The 17924-nt window shown below is 62.7% G+C and carries 17 protein-coding genes, 1 tRNA gene and 5 pseudogenes; 10 read left to right on the top strand and 13 right to left on the bottom strand.

Annotated features, from left to right (window positions below):
• Positions 1 to 3: 3 nt before the first annotated feature.
• The 3 genes and pseudogenes from HJB91_RS15535 to HJB91_RS15530 all read right to left on the bottom strand — a co-directional run bounded on the left by HJB91_RS15535 (position 4) and on the right by HJB91_RS15530 (position 2044).
• Positions 4 to 987 carry a cytochrome-c peroxidase gene (locus HJB91_RS15535; RefSeq protein WP_221155258.1) on the bottom strand — a complete coding sequence of 328 codons (984 nt, stop codon included), beginning with the start codon at positions 985 to 987 and terminating at the stop codon, positions 4 to 6.
• 178 nt (positions 988 to 1165) lie between these two features.
• Positions 1166 to 1422, bottom strand: a pseudogene (locus HJB91_RS30735) (MFS transporter); the annotation flags it as partial.
• 145 nt (positions 1423 to 1567) lie between these two features.
• Positions 1568 to 2044 carry a ProQ/FINO family protein gene (locus tag HJB91_RS15530; RefSeq protein ID WP_221155257.1) on the bottom strand — a complete coding sequence of 159 codons (477 nt, stop codon included), beginning with the start codon at positions 2042 to 2044 and terminating at the stop codon, positions 1568 to 1570.
• Positions 2045 to 2287: 243 nt separating this feature from the next.
• On the opposite strand from HJB91_RS15530, the gene panC reads away from it, so the two are divergent.
• Together panC and panB are read left to right on the top strand one after the other, a co-directional pair.
• The gene (gene panC / locus HJB91_RS15525; RefSeq protein ID WP_221124298.1) at positions 2288 to 3214 is read left to right on the top strand and encodes a pantoate--beta-alanine ligase; all 927 of its coding nucleotides are present in this window, start codon (positions 2288 to 2290) and stop codon (positions 3212 to 3214) included.
• A complete protein-coding gene (panB, locus tag HJB91_RS15520; protein WP_210632084.1) occupies positions 3211 to 4032 on the top strand; it encodes a 3-methyl-2-oxobutanoate hydroxymethyltransferase in 822 nt (273 codons plus the stop codon). The genes panC and panB overlap by 4 nt, the downstream gene beginning before the upstream one ends.
• Before the next feature lie 45 nt (positions 4033 to 4077).
• On the opposite strand, the pseudogene HJB91_RS15515 reads toward panB, so the two are convergent.
• Positions 4078 to 4985: pseudogene (locus tag HJB91_RS15515) on the bottom strand (LysR substrate-binding domain-containing protein).
• Between the two features lie 144 nt (positions 4986 to 5129).
• Between HJB91_RS15515 and katG the strand changes: the two are divergent.
• Positions 5130 to 7313 carry a catalase/peroxidase HPI gene (gene katG, locus HJB91_RS15510; RefSeq protein WP_221147096.1) on the top strand — a complete coding sequence of 728 codons (2184 nt, stop codon included), beginning with the start codon at positions 5130 to 5132 and terminating at the stop codon, positions 7311 to 7313.
• A gap of 113 nt (positions 7314 to 7426) precedes the next feature.
• Here katG and HJB91_RS15505 read toward each other — a convergent pair whose 3' ends face one another.
• The 5 genes and pseudogenes from HJB91_RS15505 to HJB91_RS15485 all read right to left on the bottom strand — a co-directional run bounded on the left by HJB91_RS15505 (position 7427) and on the right by HJB91_RS15485 (position 10297).
• Entirely contained in the window at positions 7427 to 7837 is a 411-nt protein-coding gene (locus tag HJB91_RS15505) for a type II toxin-antitoxin system VapC family toxin (protein ID WP_221147092.1), read from the bottom strand.
• Complete coding sequence (locus HJB91_RS15500; RefSeq protein WP_210632185.1) at positions 7834 to 8094, bottom strand: antitoxin; 261 nt, start codon at positions 8092 to 8094, stop codon at positions 7834 to 7836. The genes HJB91_RS15505 and HJB91_RS15500 overlap by 4 nt, the downstream gene beginning before the upstream one ends.
• A gap of 75 nt (positions 8095 to 8169) precedes the next feature.
• Positions 8170 to 8727, bottom strand: a complete 558-nt coding sequence (locus tag HJB91_RS15495; protein ID WP_210632080.1) for a DUF3299 domain-containing protein — start codon at positions 8725 to 8727, stop codon at positions 8170 to 8172.
• A gap of 277 nt (positions 8728 to 9004) precedes the next feature.
• Positions 9005 to 9579 (bottom strand): annotated as a pseudogene (locus tag HJB91_RS15490) (pyridoxamine 5'-phosphate oxidase family protein).
• Positions 9580 to 9592: 13 nt separating this feature from the next.
• A complete protein-coding gene (locus HJB91_RS15485) occupies positions 9593 to 10297 on the bottom strand; it encodes an SDR family oxidoreductase (protein ID WP_210632078.1) in 705 nt (234 codons plus the stop codon).
• A gap of 105 nt (positions 10298 to 10402) precedes the next feature.
• Between HJB91_RS15485 and HJB91_RS15480 the strand changes: the two genes are divergently transcribed.
• The gene (locus tag HJB91_RS15480) at positions 10403 to 11293 is read left to right on the top strand and encodes a LysR substrate-binding domain-containing protein (protein WP_221155256.1); all 891 of its coding nucleotides are present in this window, start codon (positions 10403 to 10405) and stop codon (positions 11291 to 11293) included.
• On the opposite strand, the gene HJB91_RS15475 is transcribed toward HJB91_RS15480, so the two are convergent.
• From HJB91_RS15475 to HJB91_RS15465, 3 genes are all read right to left on the bottom strand, one after another.
• Positions 11290 to 11541 (bottom strand): nuclear transport factor 2 family protein, encoded by a 252-nt coding sequence (locus HJB91_RS15475; protein WP_311044443.1) that lies wholly within the window; start codon positions 11539 to 11541, stop codon positions 11290 to 11292. The two genes, HJB91_RS15480 and HJB91_RS15475, sit on opposite strands and share 4 nt — an antisense overlap.
• A gap of 3 nt (positions 11542 to 11544) precedes the next feature.
• Positions 11545 to 11652 (bottom strand) — tRNA-OTHER (locus HJB91_RS15470).
• Between the two features lie 273 nt (positions 11653 to 11925).
• Complete coding sequence (locus HJB91_RS15465) at positions 11926 to 12168, bottom strand: BON domain-containing protein (protein WP_210632076.1); 243 nt, start codon at positions 12166 to 12168, stop codon at positions 11926 to 11928.
• 679 nt (positions 12169 to 12847) lie between these two features.
• Here HJB91_RS15465 and HJB91_RS30730 point away from each other — a divergent pair.
• The 3 genes and pseudogenes from HJB91_RS30730 to HJB91_RS30725 form a co-directional block, all read left to right on the top strand.
• The gene (locus HJB91_RS30730; RefSeq protein ID WP_259665272.1) at positions 12848 to 12976 is read left to right on the top strand and encodes a hypothetical protein; all 129 of its coding nucleotides are present in this window, start codon (positions 12848 to 12850) and stop codon (positions 12974 to 12976) included.
• A pseudogene (locus tag HJB91_RS15460) lies at positions 12973 to 13344 on the top strand (LysR substrate-binding domain-containing protein); the annotation flags it as partial. The gene HJB91_RS30730 and the pseudogene HJB91_RS15460, both read left to right, overlap by 4 nt.
• Before the next feature lie 23 nt (positions 13345 to 13367).
• Positions 13368 to 13639: pseudogene (locus HJB91_RS30725) on the top strand (nuclear transport factor 2 family protein); the annotation flags it as partial.
• 147 nt (positions 13640 to 13786) lie between these two features.
• Here HJB91_RS30725 and HJB91_RS15450 read toward each other — a convergent pair.
• Positions 13787 to 14755: a zinc-dependent alcohol dehydrogenase family protein gene (locus HJB91_RS15450; protein ID WP_221155255.1), complete on the bottom strand. Its 969-nt coding sequence runs from the start codon at positions 14753 to 14755 to the stop codon at positions 13787 to 13789.
• 53 nt (positions 14756 to 14808) lie between these two features.
• Between HJB91_RS15450 and HJB91_RS15445 the strand changes: the two genes are divergently transcribed.
• The 3 genes from HJB91_RS15445 to HJB91_RS15435 are packed head-to-tail and all read left to right on the top strand — an operon-like array spanning position 14809 to position 17922.
• Positions 14809 to 15225, top strand: coding sequence for a thioesterase family protein (locus HJB91_RS15445; protein ID WP_221123504.1), 417 nt, complete (start codon positions 14809 to 14811; stop codon positions 15223 to 15225).
• A gap of 2 nt (positions 15226 to 15227) precedes the next feature.
• A complete protein-coding gene (locus HJB91_RS15440; protein WP_221155253.1) occupies positions 15228 to 16745 on the top strand; it encodes a class I adenylate-forming enzyme family protein in 1518 nt (505 codons plus the stop codon).
• Complete coding sequence (locus HJB91_RS15435) at positions 16723 to 17922, top strand: thiolase family protein (RefSeq protein ID WP_210632072.1); 1200 nt, start codon at positions 16723 to 16725, stop codon at positions 17920 to 17922. Before HJB91_RS15440 ends, HJB91_RS15435 begins: the two co-directional genes overlap by 23 nt.
• The last annotated feature ends 2 nt before the right edge of the window (positions 17923 to 17924 follow it).

The raw sequence follows: 17924 nt of genomic DNA, 5'->3' as shown, positions 1-17924 counted from the left end.
ACCTCAGTTCGGCAACGTCGGCAGGGGAATGTCCTGCTTTTCGGCGGTCAGAGTTCCCAAAAAGGCGATCAGATCATCGCGCTCCTGGTCAGTCAGCAAGAAGGGCATCATGGCGGGATCTTGCGAGGGGCGGCCGACGCCACCGCTTTCGTAGTGGGCGATCACCTCGTCCATGTTCTTCAGGCTGCCGTCGTGCATATAGGGGCCGCGATAGAGCGTGTTGCGCAGGCCCGGCGTCTTGAAAGCATGCTGATTGTTCGGGCTGCTCGGATCAATCTTGAAGCGGCCTATATCCTCATCCGGCAGGCCGATGTCATGAAACTTGTTGTCAGTGAAATTCCAGCCCGAGTGGCAGGCGGAGCAGCCGGCGCTGCTGGTGAAGACCTCGAAGCCGCGCTTGGCGCTGTCGGAAACCGCCTTCTCGTCGCCATCCACCCAGCGGTCGAAGGGCGACCAGTTGGAAACCACTGTCCGCTCATAGGTGGCGATCGCCGTCAGAATCGTCCCCCTTGTGATCCCTTTATCGGGGAAGACTTCGCCGAACCACGCCTTGTAATCGGGAATGTTCTGCATTTCGGTGACAGCAGTTTCGAGCTTGCCGTTCATCTCGGCGGCTGCGGTGATGGGGCCTGCCGCCTGATCCTCCAGGTTCTTCGCGCGGCCGTCCCAGAAGAAGGGTGAGACCCACGCGACGTTCAGGACTGTCGGCGCCTGGCGGGCGAGCGCGGTATTGGCCGCGCCGATCGGTGTCTTCACCGGCGTCTCGAAGCCGAAGGAAGGATTATGACAGCTGGCGCAGGTCATGTTCTTGTTGCCGGAAAGCCGGGGATCGAAGAACAGCATCTTGCCGAGCGTCGCGAGTTGCGGCGAATAGGGCGTCACCTTCTCGAAAGGCACCGTCAGCGGCCTTTTGTAGGCGGAAAGATCGGCCGCCGCGGACTGGGCTGCGGCCATTGCAAAAAGGGAAGCTGCAACCAGAAAACGCATCGTTTTAGAACGTCCAGCGAGATTTAATAGCTGGTGCTTAAATTAGAATAATAGCGTTAAAGCTCTGTAAAGCGTGAAATACATGAAGTTATAACTACCTGACGTTGCGCAGAAAATAGTTTGGTGTGAGAATACACCAGCAGGTTATTCTTCCATTGCATGTCGAGCGCAATATTCTTCAAGACTTCTGCGTCATGGGTGCTTTCACGACGAGGAGGGCCGCGCCCGCGAGCGCCGCGAAGGCGGCGCCGGCGGTGAAGGTGATGGCGGCCCCGCCGCTTCCCACAGGGCGCCCGCCACCACACTGGCGAGCAGAATTGCAACCCCCGAGACGAGGTTGAAAAACCTAAACCCCGTGCCGCGCAGATCAGCAGGTGCCGCGTCGGCGACGAGCGCCGCGAAAACGCCTTGTGTGAAGCCCATGTGCGGGCCCCAGAAGAACCCGGCCCTTCGTGATGATATCAGCCATCTGCGGATCCTCCGGGCGGGGCATTTTTCTGGCGCAACCGTCAACCCGCCCTGTGCCATGGAAATGCTCAGGGCTTCACCGAAGGAGGAGCAAGGCTGACGTCGTTTCACCCTATTGGGCGGCGTTCCTTTTGCCGAGAAGGGCGGCGCGGATCTGCTCGTTCTTGCTGATGACAGGAGGAGGAACCACCACAGGCGCTGGCTCAGGCTCCTCGGCCTTCCCGGCGCTCTGCTTGAGGCTCAGGAACCGCTTCTGCCCGACCAATCGGTCTTCCTCCGACAGCGGCTCGACCGGTTCGCCGTCGATGTTATGGCGCATGGAATCGGGCTGGGCGCTGGCGAAATAATAGCGCCGGCAATGGACATAGGCAGCGGTCGCGCGCCGAAGCGTCGTCACGCCGGCATCGGGCTTCAGGAGCGGGCGCAGCTCGTTGAAGAGGCCGACGGCGAAGGGAAGGACGGGATCGCCAGGCTTTGTCGGAAGCACGCCGACCGGCCGGACCAACAGCGAGTTGATCGCGTTTGCCTTCTCCACGTCGAGCTCCGTCGCCGCAATCGGCCCACGGCTGATTTTCCAGGGTTTGTCCATGCATCCTCCATAACGGCCGACTGTGATGGTATCTTGACGGAGAGGGTAGATAGAGGCGCAGGTCGCACATTGCTAGCCCTACGGCAAGCCGGATGCGAGAGACGATTTCCCGGCGGATATGAGTGGGGTTTATCGGCCTGCCATGCATCTAATCGTTTTTTGTCGCGGAAGTGCATTGACCTCCCGCTTCGATTACACTTCTTATCCGCGCCCAAGATGAGTGACCGGCCGCGGGGAGGATGTATGCGGGTTTTCTCGAATATTGAAGAGCTGCGCCACACGCTCGATGCGCTGAAGCGGCAGGGGCGCACCGTCGGCCTCGTTCCGACCATGGGCTATCTCCACGCCGGACATCTCAAGCTCGTCACCCGCGCCCGGGCAGAGAACGACCTCGTCGTCGTCTCGATTTTCGTCAATCCGCTGCAGTTCGGCCCGGCCGAAGACCTCGGCAAATATCCGCGCGATCTCGAGCGCGATGGCGACATGCTCAAGCAGGCCGGTGTGAATTTCCTCTTCGCGCCGGGCGTCGAGGACATGTATCCCCGCCCGATGATGACGGTGGTCGACGTTCCCGATCTCGGCCGCGAACTCGAAGGCGCGGTCAGGCCCGGCCATTTTGCCGGAGTGGCCACCGTCGTCACCAAGCTTTTCAACATCGTCCAGCCGCAGACTGCCTATTTCGGCGAGAAGGACTACCAGCAGGTCGTCATCATCAAGCGCATGGTGGAAGATCTCGCCGTGCCGGTGCGGGTGATCTCGGTGCCGACGGTGCGCGACAGCGACGGCCTCGCCTTGTCCTCGCGCAATGTCTATCTCAGCCCCGATGAGCGGCGCGCGGCAGTGATCGTTCCGCAGGCGCTCGACGAGGCCGAGCGGCTCATCGCCGAAGGCCTGACGGATGCGAAAGAACTTGAGGCGAAACTCACCGCCTTCATCGGCCGCGAGCCTCTGGCAAGGGTCGAAGTCGTCGCCGTCAGGGATGCGGTAACGCTGGCACCGGTCGCTTCGCTCGAAGACCCCATCGTCGTGGCGCTCTTCGTGCGAATCGGCACGACGCGGCTTCTCGACAACAGAGTTGTCGGAGACAACAGCAGCCCGGCAAGCGGGAACAGCAAAATGATCCGGGACAACCGAGTGAGCGGCCAGCCGGGGAAGGGAGTGACGAAATGAGCGCCACCGGATCTCAGAAGCGCCTGACGCCGACGCGGATCGCAGCCATGAAGGGCGGTAAGCCGATCGTCTGCCTCACCGCCTATACGACGCCGATGGCGCGCCTTCTCGACGAGCATTGCGACCTGCTGCTGGTCGGAGACTCGCTCGGCATGGTGCTCTACGGCATGGAGACTACGATCGGCGTGACGCTCGACATGATGATCGCCCATGGCAAGGCGGTGATGCGGGGCGTCGCCAATGCCTGCGTCGTCGTCGACATGCCGTTCGGCAGCTATCAGGAATCCAAGGAGGTCGCCTTCCGCAATGCCGTGCGCATCATGCAGGAAACCGGCTGCGACGCCGTCAAGCTCGAAGGCGGCGAGGAGATGGCCGAAACAATCGCCTTCCTGACCAAGCGAGGCATTCCCGTGCTCGGCCACATCGGCCTGATGCCGCAGCTCGTTCACACTGCAGGCGGCTATCGCTCCGTTGGCCATTCCGAACACGAGACCTCCAAGATCCGCCGCGACGCGCATGCGATCGGCGGCTCCGGCGCGTTCGCCGTTGTTGTCGAAGGCACGGTGGAGCCGCTCGCCCGCGAGATGACGACCTCGATCCACATACCGACCATCGGCATCGGCGCCTCGTCCGCCTGCGATGGCCAGATCCTGGTCTCCGACGATATTCTCGGCCTCTTCAATGACTTCAGGCCGCGTTTCGTCAAGCGCTACGATGAACTCGGCAAGAGGGTCGCTGACGCCGCCGCCTCTTATGCCGAGGAGGTGCGCGCGCGCAAATTTCCGGCAGCCGAACATACGTTCAAGCGCCGCAGCTGAGGCGAGGGCAGGGGTCTTTGGCACTCAACTGGCAGCCATCGTCCGTCACCTGCCCATATGCTGCTCCCGCATCGTCTCGGCTGAGCGGCGCACCGCGTCGGCGACCTCCTGCAACTGCTTGGCCATCGGTGTCGAATTGCGCCAGACCATGCCGATCGTTCGCGAGGGCTGTGGCGAGGGGAAGCGGGAGATCGAGACATGGGCCGAGCGTGTTTCGACGGGAACGGCCATCTCCGGGATCAGTGTCACGCCGATGCCGGCGCCGACCATCTGGACGAGAGTGGAGAGCGAGCTGCCTTCCATGATCTCCCGAGGACGGGCAGGGCCCACCTTGCAGAAGGACAGCGCTTGATCGCGGAAGCAGTGGCCCTCTTCGAGCAGCAGCAGCCGCATTTCGCGCAGCGCCTCGCGCTCGGGCACCGGCTTGTCTCCGTCCTCCTGCCGCCTGACCAGCACGAACTCCTCCCTGCGAGTTCGGTGAGCGAGGGTGCCGACACCGGCAGCGCCACGATCGCCATATCGAGCTGGCCCTGCGCCAGTTCATGAACCAGCTTGCCTGTCTGCGTCTCGCGCACCTCGATCTGAATTCCGGCGAAGGTTTCGTTGAGATCGTTTATAATTGCCGGCAGCAGATAGGGCGCGATCGTCGGGATGATGCCGATGCGAAGACGCGTGAGGAAGGATTCGCGCGAAGCGCGGGCGAATTCCCCTAGCTCATCGACGGCGCGCAGGATGTCGCGGACCCTTAGGGCAAAGCTCTGGCCGAATGGGGTAAGCTTGACCTCGCGCGCGCTTCGCTCGAAGAGTTCGCCGCCCAATTCCTGCTCGAGTTCTTTGATCTGCATGGAGAGCGCCGGCTGAGAGATGGCGCAGGCGTCGGCGGCGCGGCGGAAGCGGCCATCCCGCGCCAGGGCTTCAAAATAACGCAGCTGTTTCAGGGTAAGTTTCTTCATAACCTCAGCTTATCGCGGCAATCAGTAAATCCAACTTAAAATTATTGAACGCTTCCGATATGAAGACTGCAAGGGAGAGAGTGGGGCGTCAGCTCGGCTCATCTTTTTGAACCGCAGACAGATCAAGCAATGAAGGAGACGATCATGGACAACCCCACTGACAGCACAGGCAAATGCCCTGTGGCCCATGGCAATACGCCCCGTGGCCGCGCCAACCGTGACTGGTGGCCGAACCAGCTGAACGTGCAGATTCTTCATCACAATTCCGGCCGCGCCGACCCTATGGGCAAGGAGTTCGACTATGCCGAGGAGTTCAAGAAGCTCGATCTCGACGCGCTGAAGCAGGATCTTCACGCGCTGATGACGGATTCGCAGGACTGGTGGCCGGCCGACTTCGGCCATTATGGCGGCCTCTTCATCCGCATGGCCTGGCACAGCGCCGGCACCTACCGCATCACCGACGGCCGCGGCGGCGCCGGCCAGGGCCAGCAGCGTTTCGCACCGCTGAATTCCTGGCCTGACAACGCCAACCTCGACAAGGCTCGCCGCCTGCTGTGGCCGATCAAGCAGAAATACGGCAACCGCATCTCCTGGGCCGACCTCCTGATCCTGACCGGCAACGTCGCGCTCGAATCCATGGGCTTCAAGACCTTCGGCTTCGCCGGCGGCCGCGCCGACGTCTGGGAACCGGAAGAGCTCTACTGGGGTCCTGAGGGCACCTGGCTCGGCGACGAGCGCTACAGCGGCGAACGCCAGCTGGCGGAACCGCTCGGCGCCGTTCAGATGGGCCTCATCTATGTCAACCCGGAAGGCCCGAACGGCAATCCCGATCCGGTCGCGGCGGCCCGAGACATCCGTGAAACCTTCGCCCGCATGGCAATGAACGACGAAGAAACCGTGGCGTTGATCGCCGGCGGCCACACTTTCGGCAAGACCCATGGCGCGGGCGACCCGTCCTTCATCGGCGCCGAGCCGGAAGGCGGCGCGATCGAGGACCAGGGCCTCGGCTGGAAGAGCTCGTTCGGCACCGGCGTCGGCAAAGACGCGATCACCGCCGGCCTCGAAGTCACCTGGTCGCAGACGCCGACCAGGTGGAGCAACTATTTCTTCGAAAACCTCTTCGCCCACGAGTGGGAGCTGACGAAGAGCCCTGCCGGCGCCCATCAGTGGCGGGCCAAGAACGCCGAAGCCTCCATTCCGGATGCTTATGAGCCGGGCAAGAAGCATGTTCCGACCATGCTGACCACCGATCTCTCGCTGCGTTTCGACCCGATCTATGAGAAGATCTCGCGCCGGTTCCTCGAAAATCCCGGTGAGTTCGCCGACGCTTTCGCCCGCGCCTGGTTCAAGCTGACCCACCGCGACATGGGGCCGAAGGTGCGCTACCTCGGCCCGGAGGTTCCGGCCGAAGACTTGATCTGGCAGGACGTGATCCCGGCCGTCGACCATCCCCTCGTCGACGGCAAGGACATTGCCGACCTCAAGGCAAAGGTTCTCGCCACAGGCCTTTCCGTACAGGAACTGGTCTCGACCGCCTGGGCCTCGGCTTCGACCTTCCGCGGCTCCGACAAGCGCGGCGGCGCCAATGGCGCGCGCATCCGCCTTGCTCCGCAGAAGGACTGGGAAGCCAACCAGCCGGCCCAGCTCGCCAAGGTGCTCGGCGTTCTCGAAGGCATCCAGAAAGACTTCAACGCCGCCCAGACGGGCGGTAAGAAGATCTCGCTCGCCGACCTGATCGTGCTCGCCGGTGCGGCCGGCGTCGAGAAGGCGGCAGCTGCCGGCGGCAACACCATCAGCGTGCCCTTCACGCCGGGCCGCATGGATGCGTCCGACGCTCAGACCGACGCACATTCCTTCGCCGCACTCGAGCCGCGCATCGACGGCTTCCGCAACTATGTGAACGGCAAGCGTCTGCAGTTCATGAAGCCGGAAGAAGCGCTTGTCGACCGCGCTCAGCTCTTGACGCTGACCGGGCCCGAGATGACGGTCCTCGTCGGCGGCCTGCGCGTGCTGAGGGCCGGCAACCCCGAGCACGGCGTCTTCACGTCGCGGCCCGAGACGCTGACGAACGACTTCTTCGTCAACCTGCTCGACATGGCGACGCAATGGGTTCCCGCCGGCGAGGACGGCATTTATGAAGGGCGCGACCGCAAGACGGGTGCCGCCAAGTGGACCGGCACCCGCGTCGACCTGATCTTCGGCTCGCACTCGCAGCTGCGCGCCTTCGCCGAAGTCTACGGCCAGGCCGACGCCAAAGAAAAGTTCGTCAAGGACTTCGTCGCCGCCTGGAACAAGGTCATGAACGCCGATCGCTTCGATCTCGTCTGATCGGCAGGCATGCCCAAGGCGTGCCGTGTGGCACGCCTTGTCCACATCATCCTGAACAGGCGCGAGACGGAGTCTCGAAGAACACGCCGAAACGCCGCTGAAGCTCTCTTGGACTACCGCCCGACCGTCCAATCCTCGACGCACAAGCCTTCGACGCGCTGGAATTCCCCGACATTGTTGGTGACGAGAGCCAGATCGCGGCTCCTGGCTTGCGCGGCAATCAGCACATCGTAGGGACCGATCGGCTTTCCCTTGGCCGCCAATGCGGCGCGGATCTCCCCGGCTGCCAGCGCATCCTCGCGCTCGAAACCGACGGCTGGGAAATCCGCCATGAACAGGCGCAGGGTTTCGAGATTGTAGGAAATTTTAGCGCTCTTGTAGGCGCCGTAATAGAGTTCGTGCATGACCACGGTGGAGAGGCCGATCGATCCCTCGTCGCTCTCCATCACGCGGGAGAGCAGCATGTCGGACTTGCGACCGATCAAGGCAATCACGGCATTGGTGTCGATCAGATGCGTAATCACTTGAACAGGCCCTGAAGACCAGGCCTCTCCTGATCCTCCGGCTGTTCTCGCCCTTGTGCCATGAAATCGTCGCTGAGCCCGCGTTCAAGAGCGTTTCGCAACGACGCCCACTGCACGCGGCTATCGACCCGCGGCCGGAGAATGACGGCATCGCCTTCCCGCGTCACTTCCACTTGTTCCACATCGAAACGGAACTCCTTCGGCAGCCGCACGGCCTGCGAATTGCCGGATTGAAACACGCGTGCATATTGCGGCATAGAGAACTCTCCACAGTCTGTATATATAAACATGTATATACGCGACACGCGCCGTTTCTGCAAGAAGCCTTTCCATTAACGAGGCAGAATGCCGAACGGCGAGAGCGTCAGCAGATCGGGATCATCAGTCGCCGTCGCTTTCCCCACCTCGGCATGGCTGATGCTGTAGCCGTAGGCAAGGATGCGGACGCCGTCGATCATGAAGAACTGCGCCTGATCCAGGCCAGGCCGCAGGCTGCCCGTCACGGTCACGGTCTCGTACATTCTTTCGAGATGCAGAGGTTCCTGCGGAACGACGCGCACCAACTGGTTGGGCGGCGGGGAGGGCATGTGGCTGCAGGCTCCAGCCCAGGGCACCAGCATGAATTCGTAGACAAGGTCGCCGTCCTGGTCGATCGGCAGGACGAAGCCCGTCAAGTCGACCGGATGCTCCTCATCATGCCAGGCTAGCGTTTCGCCCTGCGGACCGCTGACCGCCTTGCCCGACAGCGGCACTGTCGCCTTGGCCTGATCGACCGGCCGCAAAGCACTCCAGAAAATGAGCTGCGCTGCAGCGAAGGTGTCGGAAACCGGCCATGCCAAGCCGAATGCCAGCATCGCGAACGTCAGGAAAAAAGGTCTCAGCTTCATCATCGCATTTCCCCGGGCCGGTCGCTTGACCGCCTGCCACTGCCGCACGGATGCTACTCCCGATCCCGCTCGCGGGTCCATCAGCCGAGCTCCCTATGCGTATTGGCCGTCCGCGAATGCTGGCCGAGCAGCTCGGCGGCGATCGGCAGCAGCGAGGCGGCCTCCGCAAGCCCGGCGGGACACGCACGCACAGCCGCTGCAATATTTCGTGTATCCGAGAATAGGCTGCCATCCTATTCATGTCATGCACTTGACGAGGATTCGCACCGTGATTTCAGGCTCAAGGATTGACCCATCGCCTATGGGTGAGCGCGCCGGTTTCGTCATAGCTGAACAGGGCTCTTCGGTTGTCCTGCTGACGCAATTGAAACCAGTCCAGCATCCGCGCGCGAAAACTCAGGACGCCAAAGCGAGCCTTCCCCTCCACTTCGCCGCGAGGCTCCGGCAATTCGGCCACGGTTTCGAAGGCTCGTTCATCTCCCGCGGCCCACCGATATAAGTCATCCGCGTCCGGTTGGGCAGGTTTTCCCAAGCCGCGTCGGCGCGTTCGCTTCCGGGGCCGTGGCGTTCGACGGTGCCTTGGAGCCGTAACTGCAGCCGGGCCTGCGGGCAGAAGCCGAGCACCGTAACGTCGGGATTTGCCGAAAGCTCCAGCCATTTCGGGCTTCGCGTATCGGTGTGGAATTCAAGGCTGCGCCTCGCTCTATCGGCCGCCCGCAGCACCACCATGCGCGCCTGCGGTCTGCCCTCGGCGCCCACCGAGCAGAGGTTCACATAGCGGAAACCCGACTGCGGACCCGCCGCAGCCGTTTCGAGCTCCGCCCATGCCGAGGCATCGATGTCTATGAGATCCACCGCCAGGCCTCGCTCAGACGGAACGGGCGATGCCGCCGTCGACGCGAATGTTCTGGCCGGTGATGTAGCCGGCCCCATCCGACAGGAGGAAGGCGATCGTCGCCGCAATTTCCTCGCTCGTGCCGTAGCGGCCCATCGGAACGCTGTCGCGCCTCTCGTCGGTGGCCGGCAGGCTGTCGATCCAGCCCGGCAGGACGTTGTTCATGCGGATGTTCTTGGCCGCATAGGTGTCCGCGAAGATCTTAGTGAAGCTCGCCAGGCCCGCCCGCGCGACCGCCGAGGTGGGGAACATCGCAGAGGGTTCGAAGGCCCATGCCGTGGAGATATTCACGATCGCGCCGCCGCCCTGCGCTTCCATGATCGGCGTCACCAGCCGGATCGGCCGCACGGCGCTAAGGAAATAGACCTCGATGCCCTTGTGCCAGTCCTCGTCGGAGATTTCGAGGATCGGCGCACGTGGGCCGTGGCCGGCGGAATTGACCAGCGCGTCGATACGGTCCCACCGCTCCATCGCCAGATCCACGAGCCGCTTCACATCGTCGTTCGACTGGTTCGAGCCGGTGACACCGACGCCGCCGAGTTCCTTTGCCAGCGCCTCTCCCTTGCCGGAGGAGGAGAGCACGGCGACGCGATAGCCGTCCGCGGCGAGCCTCCGGGCAGCCGCAGCCCCCATGCCGGACCCGCCTGCAGTGATGAGAGCGACTTTTCCTTCAGACATTGAGACCTCCGATAGCTGATATTGCGAGCATTATGGCAGATGCCGACGGGACTTTCGCGCGAGAAAGAAAGGTGCCAGACTGTAGAAAATCTCCTGGATATGCCGATGACCCAATCCCGCCGCACGCTGCCGCCTCTGAATGCCCTGCGCGCCTTCGAGGCCTCGGGCCGCCGACTGAATTTCCGCGCCGCCGCCGAGGAGCTCGGTGTCACGCAAGGGGCGGTCGCGCAGCAGGTTCGCGCGCTGGAAGAGCAGCTCGGCCTCAGGTTGTTTCTACGCCTTGCCCGCGGCCTTGCGCTCACTGCCTATGGCACGGCCTATCTGGCGGATGTGACCCGCGCCTTCGATACGCTCGCGGAGGCAACCGGGCGGCTTCTCGACCGGCCGGAAATGGTGACGATCAGCGCCACCCCCACGGTCGCCACCAGGCTGTTGATCCCGCGGCTCGCCGAGCTCTACGCGGCCCTTCCCGACATCGATCTGAGGACGGTCGCCACCGAGGCGCTGTCGGATTTCGACCGCGACCAGGTAGATATCGCAGTACGCCTCACCCGCCCGCCTTTTCCGGCGAACCTGCAGGCACAGTTGCTGTTCCGCCAGGAACTTGTGGCGGTCGCAAGCCCGCATCTGGTCGAAGGCCTGATCTTACCCTTGAGCGGCGAAGAGCTTCGCAAACTGCCGCTTCTGCATGACTCGCACGATCAATGGCCGGCATTCCTGCACTCGCGTGAGAAGCTGCCCGGTGCAGCATTCAACCATACGACACTGGCGCTGGATGCCGCACTCGCCGGCCAGGGCGTCGTGCTGGTTTGCCGGGCGTTCGTCGCAACCGATCTCGAAACAGGGCGGCTGGTGCAGGTGACCGATGCGACGGCAACCATGGGACCCGATTACTACCTGGTGCGCAAACGCTCCTCATCGCCGAGAAAGGCCGTGGACGCCGTCTGGGACTGGTGTGCAACGCGGCTGTCGCCGCCCCTGATCGACGCGGCTTAGAACATGGTGTTCTTGTTGGCCGACTCGCTCGGAACGGGCTGGATCACATCCCCATGCTCGACGATCTTGCCGTCCCTGACGCGGAAGATATCGACGATCGCCTGGCCGCAATCGGCCGCGCCGTTCGTCGCATGCACATGCGGCCAGGCGAGATCGCCATCGGCAGCGCTGCGGACGATCTTAGCCTTCGACTGGGCGTTGAAGGAGCCGACGAGAAATCGCAGACTTTGTTCGATTGTATCGAATATGGTTGTCGGGGCAGGGATTCGAACCCCGCGTCACAGCTCGAAAGCTGGAAGCAACCTCGAATACCCGAGGGATGGGGAGAGCGCCGCGCTCCAATTACCCTTACGCCCGACTAAGCATTAACTACCTCGCCTTGCGATTGTTCCTAAAGGGATATTCTGCTGCCAAGATGGTGTGGGCTTTCTGCCCATATCACCCCCGGCTATCGAACCACGCCAACATACAATTCAACCTCCGTAAAGAACGGCGGCACGCCGATAGTGATCATGGGCCGTGCAGTTCGAGGCAAACTTTAAGAGCGCTGCCTTCAGTGTGCGCGCTCTTCGCATTCAGAAACAACCTTGAAGACTTCATTATGGTTGGGTAAGCTCGCCCCTGTTGCGGTGTTATCCATTTATCTCTTCACGGTCCTGCATCCTGTCGTGCACGTTCTCCGGGCCCGCGATCAAGGCGGCGATCGCCGTCACCTTCTCCCGATCACCATAACCGGCCACATAGCCCTCCAACAGGACGCTTCTGCCCACCATGCTTACAGAGATGGACGAGCTTTCTAGTTCTGGCTCCGCGGATACCGCGGCCTGCACGCTCGCAAGCTGATCGTAGGCTAGGCTTTCCGGCTCAAAGGTCATGGCAGTCCTCCTTGGTGATACGAAGGAAACAGCGCGAGGCCAATTTGGTTCGGAGCCGGGACTTAGGTCCCAGAAGCCATGACCGGAAGTCTTATCGGTCCTGTGGTCTCGGCCTTCGGGGACCTGACTGGAGCGACCGGCTCGCGGCGATCATGGGCGACAATATGGCTGGCTGCTCACGAGAGCTTGATGGCCATAAGCCTGTCTGTTCTAGCGAAACTCTTCATTGTTCCAAGTCCATTTGCTCGAGCTAAACGGCCGAAGAGGCTTGAATTCCACCGCCTGCACAGCGCCCGGAAAGGTTGTCATCTTTGCCCGCTCTTTAGAGAGCTCCGCCCACCACTTCGAGGTGGTCCTGATCCGATCAATGCCATCAAGTATACAAAGCATATGTCGGGCTTCCGTGGCCTCCATTCTTACGAGGGGTATGCCGTCCAATCGGGCCGGTGCACCAGTCGCTTCGTCGATTACGGCCCAAGTGGTATCATTCGCTTGCAAACGGTAATTGCTTGCCATTTCGTCCCTCCCGGTCACAAGGGAAGATTGATGTAAAAATTCCAGTGCGCACATCCTGCAAAAGGGATTGGCTTCACCACCAAAAGGTGAATGCGGCCGTTTGAACATACCTCAGCGCTGCTGTTTCAATCGATTAGGGATCACCTCAAGCGAGGCGTATGACATGACGCCCAACGTGGCCGATGCAGGCCAAAAGCAGTGCATCAATTCGGACGGTATTCCTTTGAAAGACGACTACTGGCCCGGCTGGAGTGCGGTCGAAAGCTTTGACACGGTGGAATTCACTCTTTGACCGGCGAAGAGCTTCGCAAGCTGCCGCTTCTGCACGACTCGCACGATCATTGGCCGGCATTCCTGCGCTCGCGTGAAAAGCTGCCCCGTGCAGCATTCAACCATACGACACTGGCGCTGGATGCCGCTCTCGCCGGCCAGGGTGTCGTGCTGGTTTGCCGGGCGTTCGTCGCTGCCGATCTCGCAACAGGGCGGCTGGTGCAGGTGACGGATGCGACGGCAACCATGGGACCCGATTACTATCTGTTGCGCAAACGCTCATCATCGCCGCGCAAGGCTGTCGACGCGGTCTGGGCCTGGTGTACGATGCAGTTGTCGCTGCCGTCGGTTGCGTCGCAGGAAGTCCGGGGAGAGGACCGTGGACGCTGAAATCGAAAAGTTGAAACGCATTTACCGACGACGTCGCATGGGCCAACGGCATGGAGGGCGGCCACGTTCATGGGCGCGAGGCCGTTCGCGCCTACTGGACCCGCCAATGGGCGATGATTGATCCCACGTGGAACCTGCAAGCTTTCACAGGACTTCTGACGGCGCCATCGTTGCAGATGTCCGCCAGTTGGTGCGGGATCTCCAGGGCGCACTTCTGCAGGACAAGATGGTTGGACATGTCTTCCACCTCAGGGACGGCAAGATCATTCGCTTCGACATCCAGGAAGTCTCCTGACGGACGGGTATGACGCACTCAAAAGGAATCGCGGCCCTGGAAAGTCGCATTCGCCGGAACGCCGCGGTCCTCGAGGGCCAACGGGGCATGCCTGCATCTCCGGAGCGGCATCAGTTTCAACCGGTGCGGTGAGAGCGCAGCTTGCCATCACGCCAGCAGCACCTTCCCGCCCGTGCGGAAGGGCAGGGCGGTACGCAGCGCCTCGCCGATCTTTTCCAGTGGAAACACCTGTCGCACTTCGGTGGCGATGACCTTGGCCGTGATCTGCGCGGCCACTTCGGCATATGCGCGCTGGACGTCTTCCATCGCTTCGGAATGGACCCATTCGCGCAGGTGGCAGAAGGAAAAGGCGATATCGAGATGGGGGGCCCAGAAGGAGGGTGGGATGCTCTCCCCCGACAGCAGGCCGTAATGCAGGAAATGCCCGCCGGGCCGCAGCGCATCGGCGAGGATTAAGGCGCGTGCGCCACCGACGCAGTCGAGCACCGCATCGAGCCCGTGCCGGCCCGCGAGGCCGGCGGCGAGATCACCGTCCGACCGGTCGACGATAACTGCCTCCAGCCGGCCGCTGAGGCGCGAGAGGGACTCTTCGCTGCGGACGATTGCGATCGGCTCGACGCCAACCGCGTTTGCCATGCCGATCAGGATGGACCCGATCGAAGACGCCGCGGCATTGATGGCGATGCGCATGCCGGGTCTCAGTCCGATTTTCTTGTGCAGCATCAGCCAGGCCGTCATCGGGTTGACGTAGCTCGTCGCCGCCTCGAGATCGGAAATCGCGTCGGGAACGCGAAGGCACCAGCTTGGGTCGGTGTCCTTGAATTCCTGCCAGCCGCCGGCAGTGCGCACCGGCAGGACGCGCGTCCCCGGCACAAGTCCGTGCACCTCTGCGCCGCATTCTTCCACCACGCCAAAGGCTTCAAAACCCGGAATGAAGGGCAGTGTTGTTCGGCCGGCATAGGCGCCCGAGATGGTGATGATATCTGAGGGATTGATCGATCGTGCCAGCAGGCGCAGCCTCACCTGGTCACGCGAGAGCGGCGCCAGTTCGGCGCGTTCGATCCCGACGACCTCCTCGGCCGGCCCGAATTTTCGCACGACCGCCTGATATTGCATTTGCATCCCCCACACAGTCGGTTAGAACACGCCGTCGAAATTTCGGTGATCGAATGAGCGTTGACGACAGGCCTTTAGCATCGTTCCGGGTCTCGATGCGAGACATCGACATTTATGGTCATGTCCACAACTCGGTTTATCTCGACTATTGCGAGGATGCGGTCGTCGAATTCCTGCGCCACCGCGAGATCCTCACCCACTTCCGCCACACCACCTCGGGCGTGGCCTATCACGTCAAGAAGGCGGAGATCACCTTTCACAATCCGATCGATGTCGACGACGTCGTCGAGGCGAAGGTCAGGGTCGAGAAGATCGGGCGGTCGAGCCTCTCCTTTACGATCGAGCTCTATCGCCAGCGCGATGGCGCCCATTGCGCCTCGGGCGGACTCGTCTGGGTCTGCGTCGGCCTTTCCGACAGCCGCCCGACGCCGATCCCCGAGGCCACCAGGGCCGCCTTGTCGCAGGGCTGACCATGCCGATCCATAGAGCGCTTATTCGACACGCCACGGAGAAACCGGAGAAGGCGGCGGTCGTGATCGACGGCCGCGCCTTGAGCTATGGCGAACTCTATGGCCGCGCCGGCGCGATCTACCGGTTCCTCCAAGCGCTTCCGCGCTCGAACGGCCGTTCATTCGATCTGCCCGGCGTCGAGAAGCTTGTAGCGGTCAGCCTCGGCAATCACATCGGCTTTGCCGAGTATTTCGTCGCCTCCACCGCGCTGGCGAATGCCTGCGCCGTCATCGATCCGGTGATGCCGGAAGACAGAATCGAGCGTATCGTCGAGCGCCTGGCGCCCGACGTGCTCGTCGTCGACGACGCTGCGAGCCCGAGCGCCGAGATCGGCCGCAGGCTCGGCATTCCCGTCATCGTCGCCGGAGCCGAGCCCTTCGATCTCACATCGACGGGAGACGACCTTCCAGCCGATGCCGACGGCATCTTCCTGATCGGTTTTACCTCGGGTACGACAGCCGAGCCGAAGGCCTATTACCGCTCGCGCGAACAGTGGCGCCGGAGCCTCGACCGGGGACGGATCGTTTTCGAACTCCAGGACGCGCCCTCGACCCTGTGCCCGGGAGCTCTCGCGCACGGGCTCGCGCTTTATGCCCTGGTCGAGGCGCTCGATGCCGGAGCGACCTTCCATTCGGTGGGGAAATGGGATGCCGGAGCGGTCGCGAAGATTCTGTCTTCCGGGATCGAACGTCTGGTCGCCGTGCCCACCCATATAGCGGGCATCGCCCGGGCATGGGCGGGTGAGCCGATGGCGTCCTTGCGTGACGTGCTGACGGCCGGCGCCAAGCTCAATCTCAACGAGGTCGAATCCATGCGCCGCCTCTTTCCGAAGGCGCGCATCCGGGAATATTACGGCGCATCCGAAATCGGCTTCATGACGGTCTCGACACTTGTCGGCGGCGTACCCGATTTTCCGATCGACCGGGTCGGACGAGCCTATCCCGGCGTCGAAATTTCCATCCGCGACTCTGGGGAAAACGATGTCGGCGCCGATGTGCCCGGCACCATCTTCGTCAACAGCGACCTGATCGCCGACGGCTATCTCTGGGGCGACGACGGCCAGGCGTTCCGGGTCACGCCGGCGGGTGCTACCGTCGGCGATCTCGGCGAGATCGATGAAAACGGCATGCTGCGGGTGATCGGCCGGGCGGGCGGCATGATGATATCGGGCGGCAACAACGTCTATCCCGCCGAAGTCGAGAGCGCGCTCAAAACCTGCCCCGGCGTCGAAGATGCCGTCGTCTTCGGGGTGCCGGATGCCTATTACGGCCAAAGGATCGTCGCCATCGTCTCGGGCGAGGCGACGGATGCGAAAATGCTTGCCGAGCATTGCGCAGGCAGGCTTGCAAGGTTCAAGGTCCCCAAGCAGTTCTACCATATCGGCTCTTGGCCGATGACGAGCAGCGGCAAGATCGCGCGCGGGCAGGTAGAGGCATCGGTGATTTCGGGAGATGGTCTTGTCCTACGCCTATCAGCCTGACGAGGATTGGCAGCCGGTCGTGGTCGCCGCCTACCGCACGCCGATCGGCCGGGCCTTCGGCTCGCTTTCGACGGTTGCAGCCGAAGACTTGGCTGCGCCCATCATCCGCCGCATCCTTGCAGAAACGGGCGTTGCGCCCGACGCCATCGACGACGTGCTGGTCGGCAATGCCACCGGCGGCGGCGGCAATATCGGCCGACTGGCGGCGCTCAACGCAGGCCTGCCCATGGAGGTTCCCGGTGTCGCCATCGACCGGCAATGTGGTTCCGGTCTGGAAGCGATCATCCTGGCCGCCCGGCTGATCCAGGCGAAGGCCGGTTCGTGTTTCCTTGCCGGGGGCGTCGAAAGCGTCAGCACCGCGCCATGGCGCGTCGAAAGACCGAAAGCCAATGGCGCCCTGCCGCGCTTTTACGGCCGCGCACGCTTCTCCCCCGAGGCGATCGGTGATCCCGAAATGGGCATTGCCGCCGAAAACGTCGCGCGCCAATTCGGCATATCGCGCCAGCGGCAGGATGAATTCGCCCTTCGCAGCCACAGGCTCGCCGTCGCAGCCGCCGAAGCGGGCCGCTTCCGGCCCGAGATCGTAGAGATCGCCACCGGCCACGGACTGGTGGAACGGGACGAATGCCCGCGACCCACGACGTCGATTGAAGCACTGGCAAAACTCCGGCCCGTCTTCCTGGCCGACGGTTCGGTGACGGCAGGCAATGCCTGCCCGCTGAATGACGGCGCCTGCCTGGTGCTCGTCATGAACCGCGGCATGGCGAAAAGCATGGGCATCGAAAAAGGCCTCGCCTTCATCGACAGCGCCGCCGCCGGCGTCGACCCTAACCTGCTCGGCATCGGCCCGGTCGCCTCGACGGATAAGCTTCTGCAGCGCCAGCCCGGCTTCTCGCTTTCCACGATCGATGCGATCGAATTCAACGAGGCTTTCGCCGCGCAGGTCCTGGCTTCACTCGATCAGCTGGATATATCAGCCGACGCGGTCAACAAGGATGGCGGCGCCCTGGCGCTCGGCCATCCGTTCGGAGCCTCTGGCGCGATTCTTGTTAGCCGGCTATATAGTCAGCTGGTGCGCGGGAATGACTGGTCGCTCGGCGCGACCGGTCTCGCCATGATCGGCATCGGCGGCGGCATAGGACTGACGGCGCTGTTCGAGGCGGTCAGGCTATTCTGAGA

It is taken from the genome of Rhizobium sp. NLR10b (assembly GCF_019685435.1).
GTDB lineage: Bacteria > Pseudomonadota > Alphaproteobacteria > Rhizobiales > Rhizobiaceae > Rhizobium.
Note: the sequence above shows the minus strand (reverse complement) of the source record. Positions and strands in the feature narration are given on the sequence as shown.

Coding starts and splice junctions, on each gene's coding strand:
- HJB91_RS15535 (WP_221155258.1), bottom strand. CDS start 987: ATGCGTTTTCTGGTTGCAGCTTCCCTTTTTGCAATGGCCGCAGCCCAG.
- HJB91_RS15530 (WP_221155257.1), bottom strand. CDS start 2,044: ATGGACAAACCCTGGAAAATCAGCCGTGGGCCGATTGCGGCGACGGAG.
- panC (WP_221124298.1), top strand. CDS start 2,288: ATGCGGGTTTTCTCGAATATTGAAGAGCTGCGCCACACGCTCGATGCG.
- panB (WP_210632084.1), top strand. CDS start 3,211: ATGAGCGCCACCGGATCTCAGAAGCGCCTGACGCCGACGCGGATCGCA.
- katG (WP_221147096.1), top strand. CDS start 5,130: ATGGACAACCCCACTGACAGCACAGGCAAATGCCCTGTGGCCCATGGC.
- HJB91_RS15500 (WP_210632185.1), bottom strand. CDS start 8,094: ATGCCGCAATATGCACGCGTGTTTCAATCCGGCAATTCGCAGGCCGTG.
- HJB91_RS15495 (WP_210632080.1), bottom strand. CDS start 8,727: ATGATGAAGCTGAGACCTTTTTTCCTGACGTTCGCGATGCTGGCATTC.
- HJB91_RS15485 (WP_210632078.1), bottom strand. CDS start 10,297: ATGTCTGAAGGAAAAGTCGCTCTCATCACTGCAGGCGGGTCCGGCATG.
- HJB91_RS15480 (WP_221155256.1), top strand. CDS start 10,403: ATGACCCAATCCCGCCGCACGCTGCCGCCTCTGAATGCCCTGCGCGCC.
- HJB91_RS15465 (WP_210632076.1), bottom strand. CDS start 12,168: ATGACCTTTGAGCCGGAAAGCCTAGCCTACGATCAGCTTGCGAGCGTG.
- HJB91_RS30730 (WP_259665272.1), top strand. CDS start 12,848: ATGACGCCCAACGTGGCCGATGCAGGCCAAAAGCAGTGCATCAATTCG.
- HJB91_RS15450 (WP_221155255.1), bottom strand. CDS start 14,755: ATGCAATATCAGGCGGTCGTGCGAAAATTCGGGCCGGCCGAGGAGGTC.
- HJB91_RS15445 (WP_221123504.1), top strand. CDS start 14,809: ATGAGCGTTGACGACAGGCCTTTAGCATCGTTCCGGGTCTCGATGCGA.
- HJB91_RS15440 (WP_221155253.1), top strand. CDS start 15,228: ATGCCGATCCATAGAGCGCTTATTCGACACGCCACGGAGAAACCGGAG.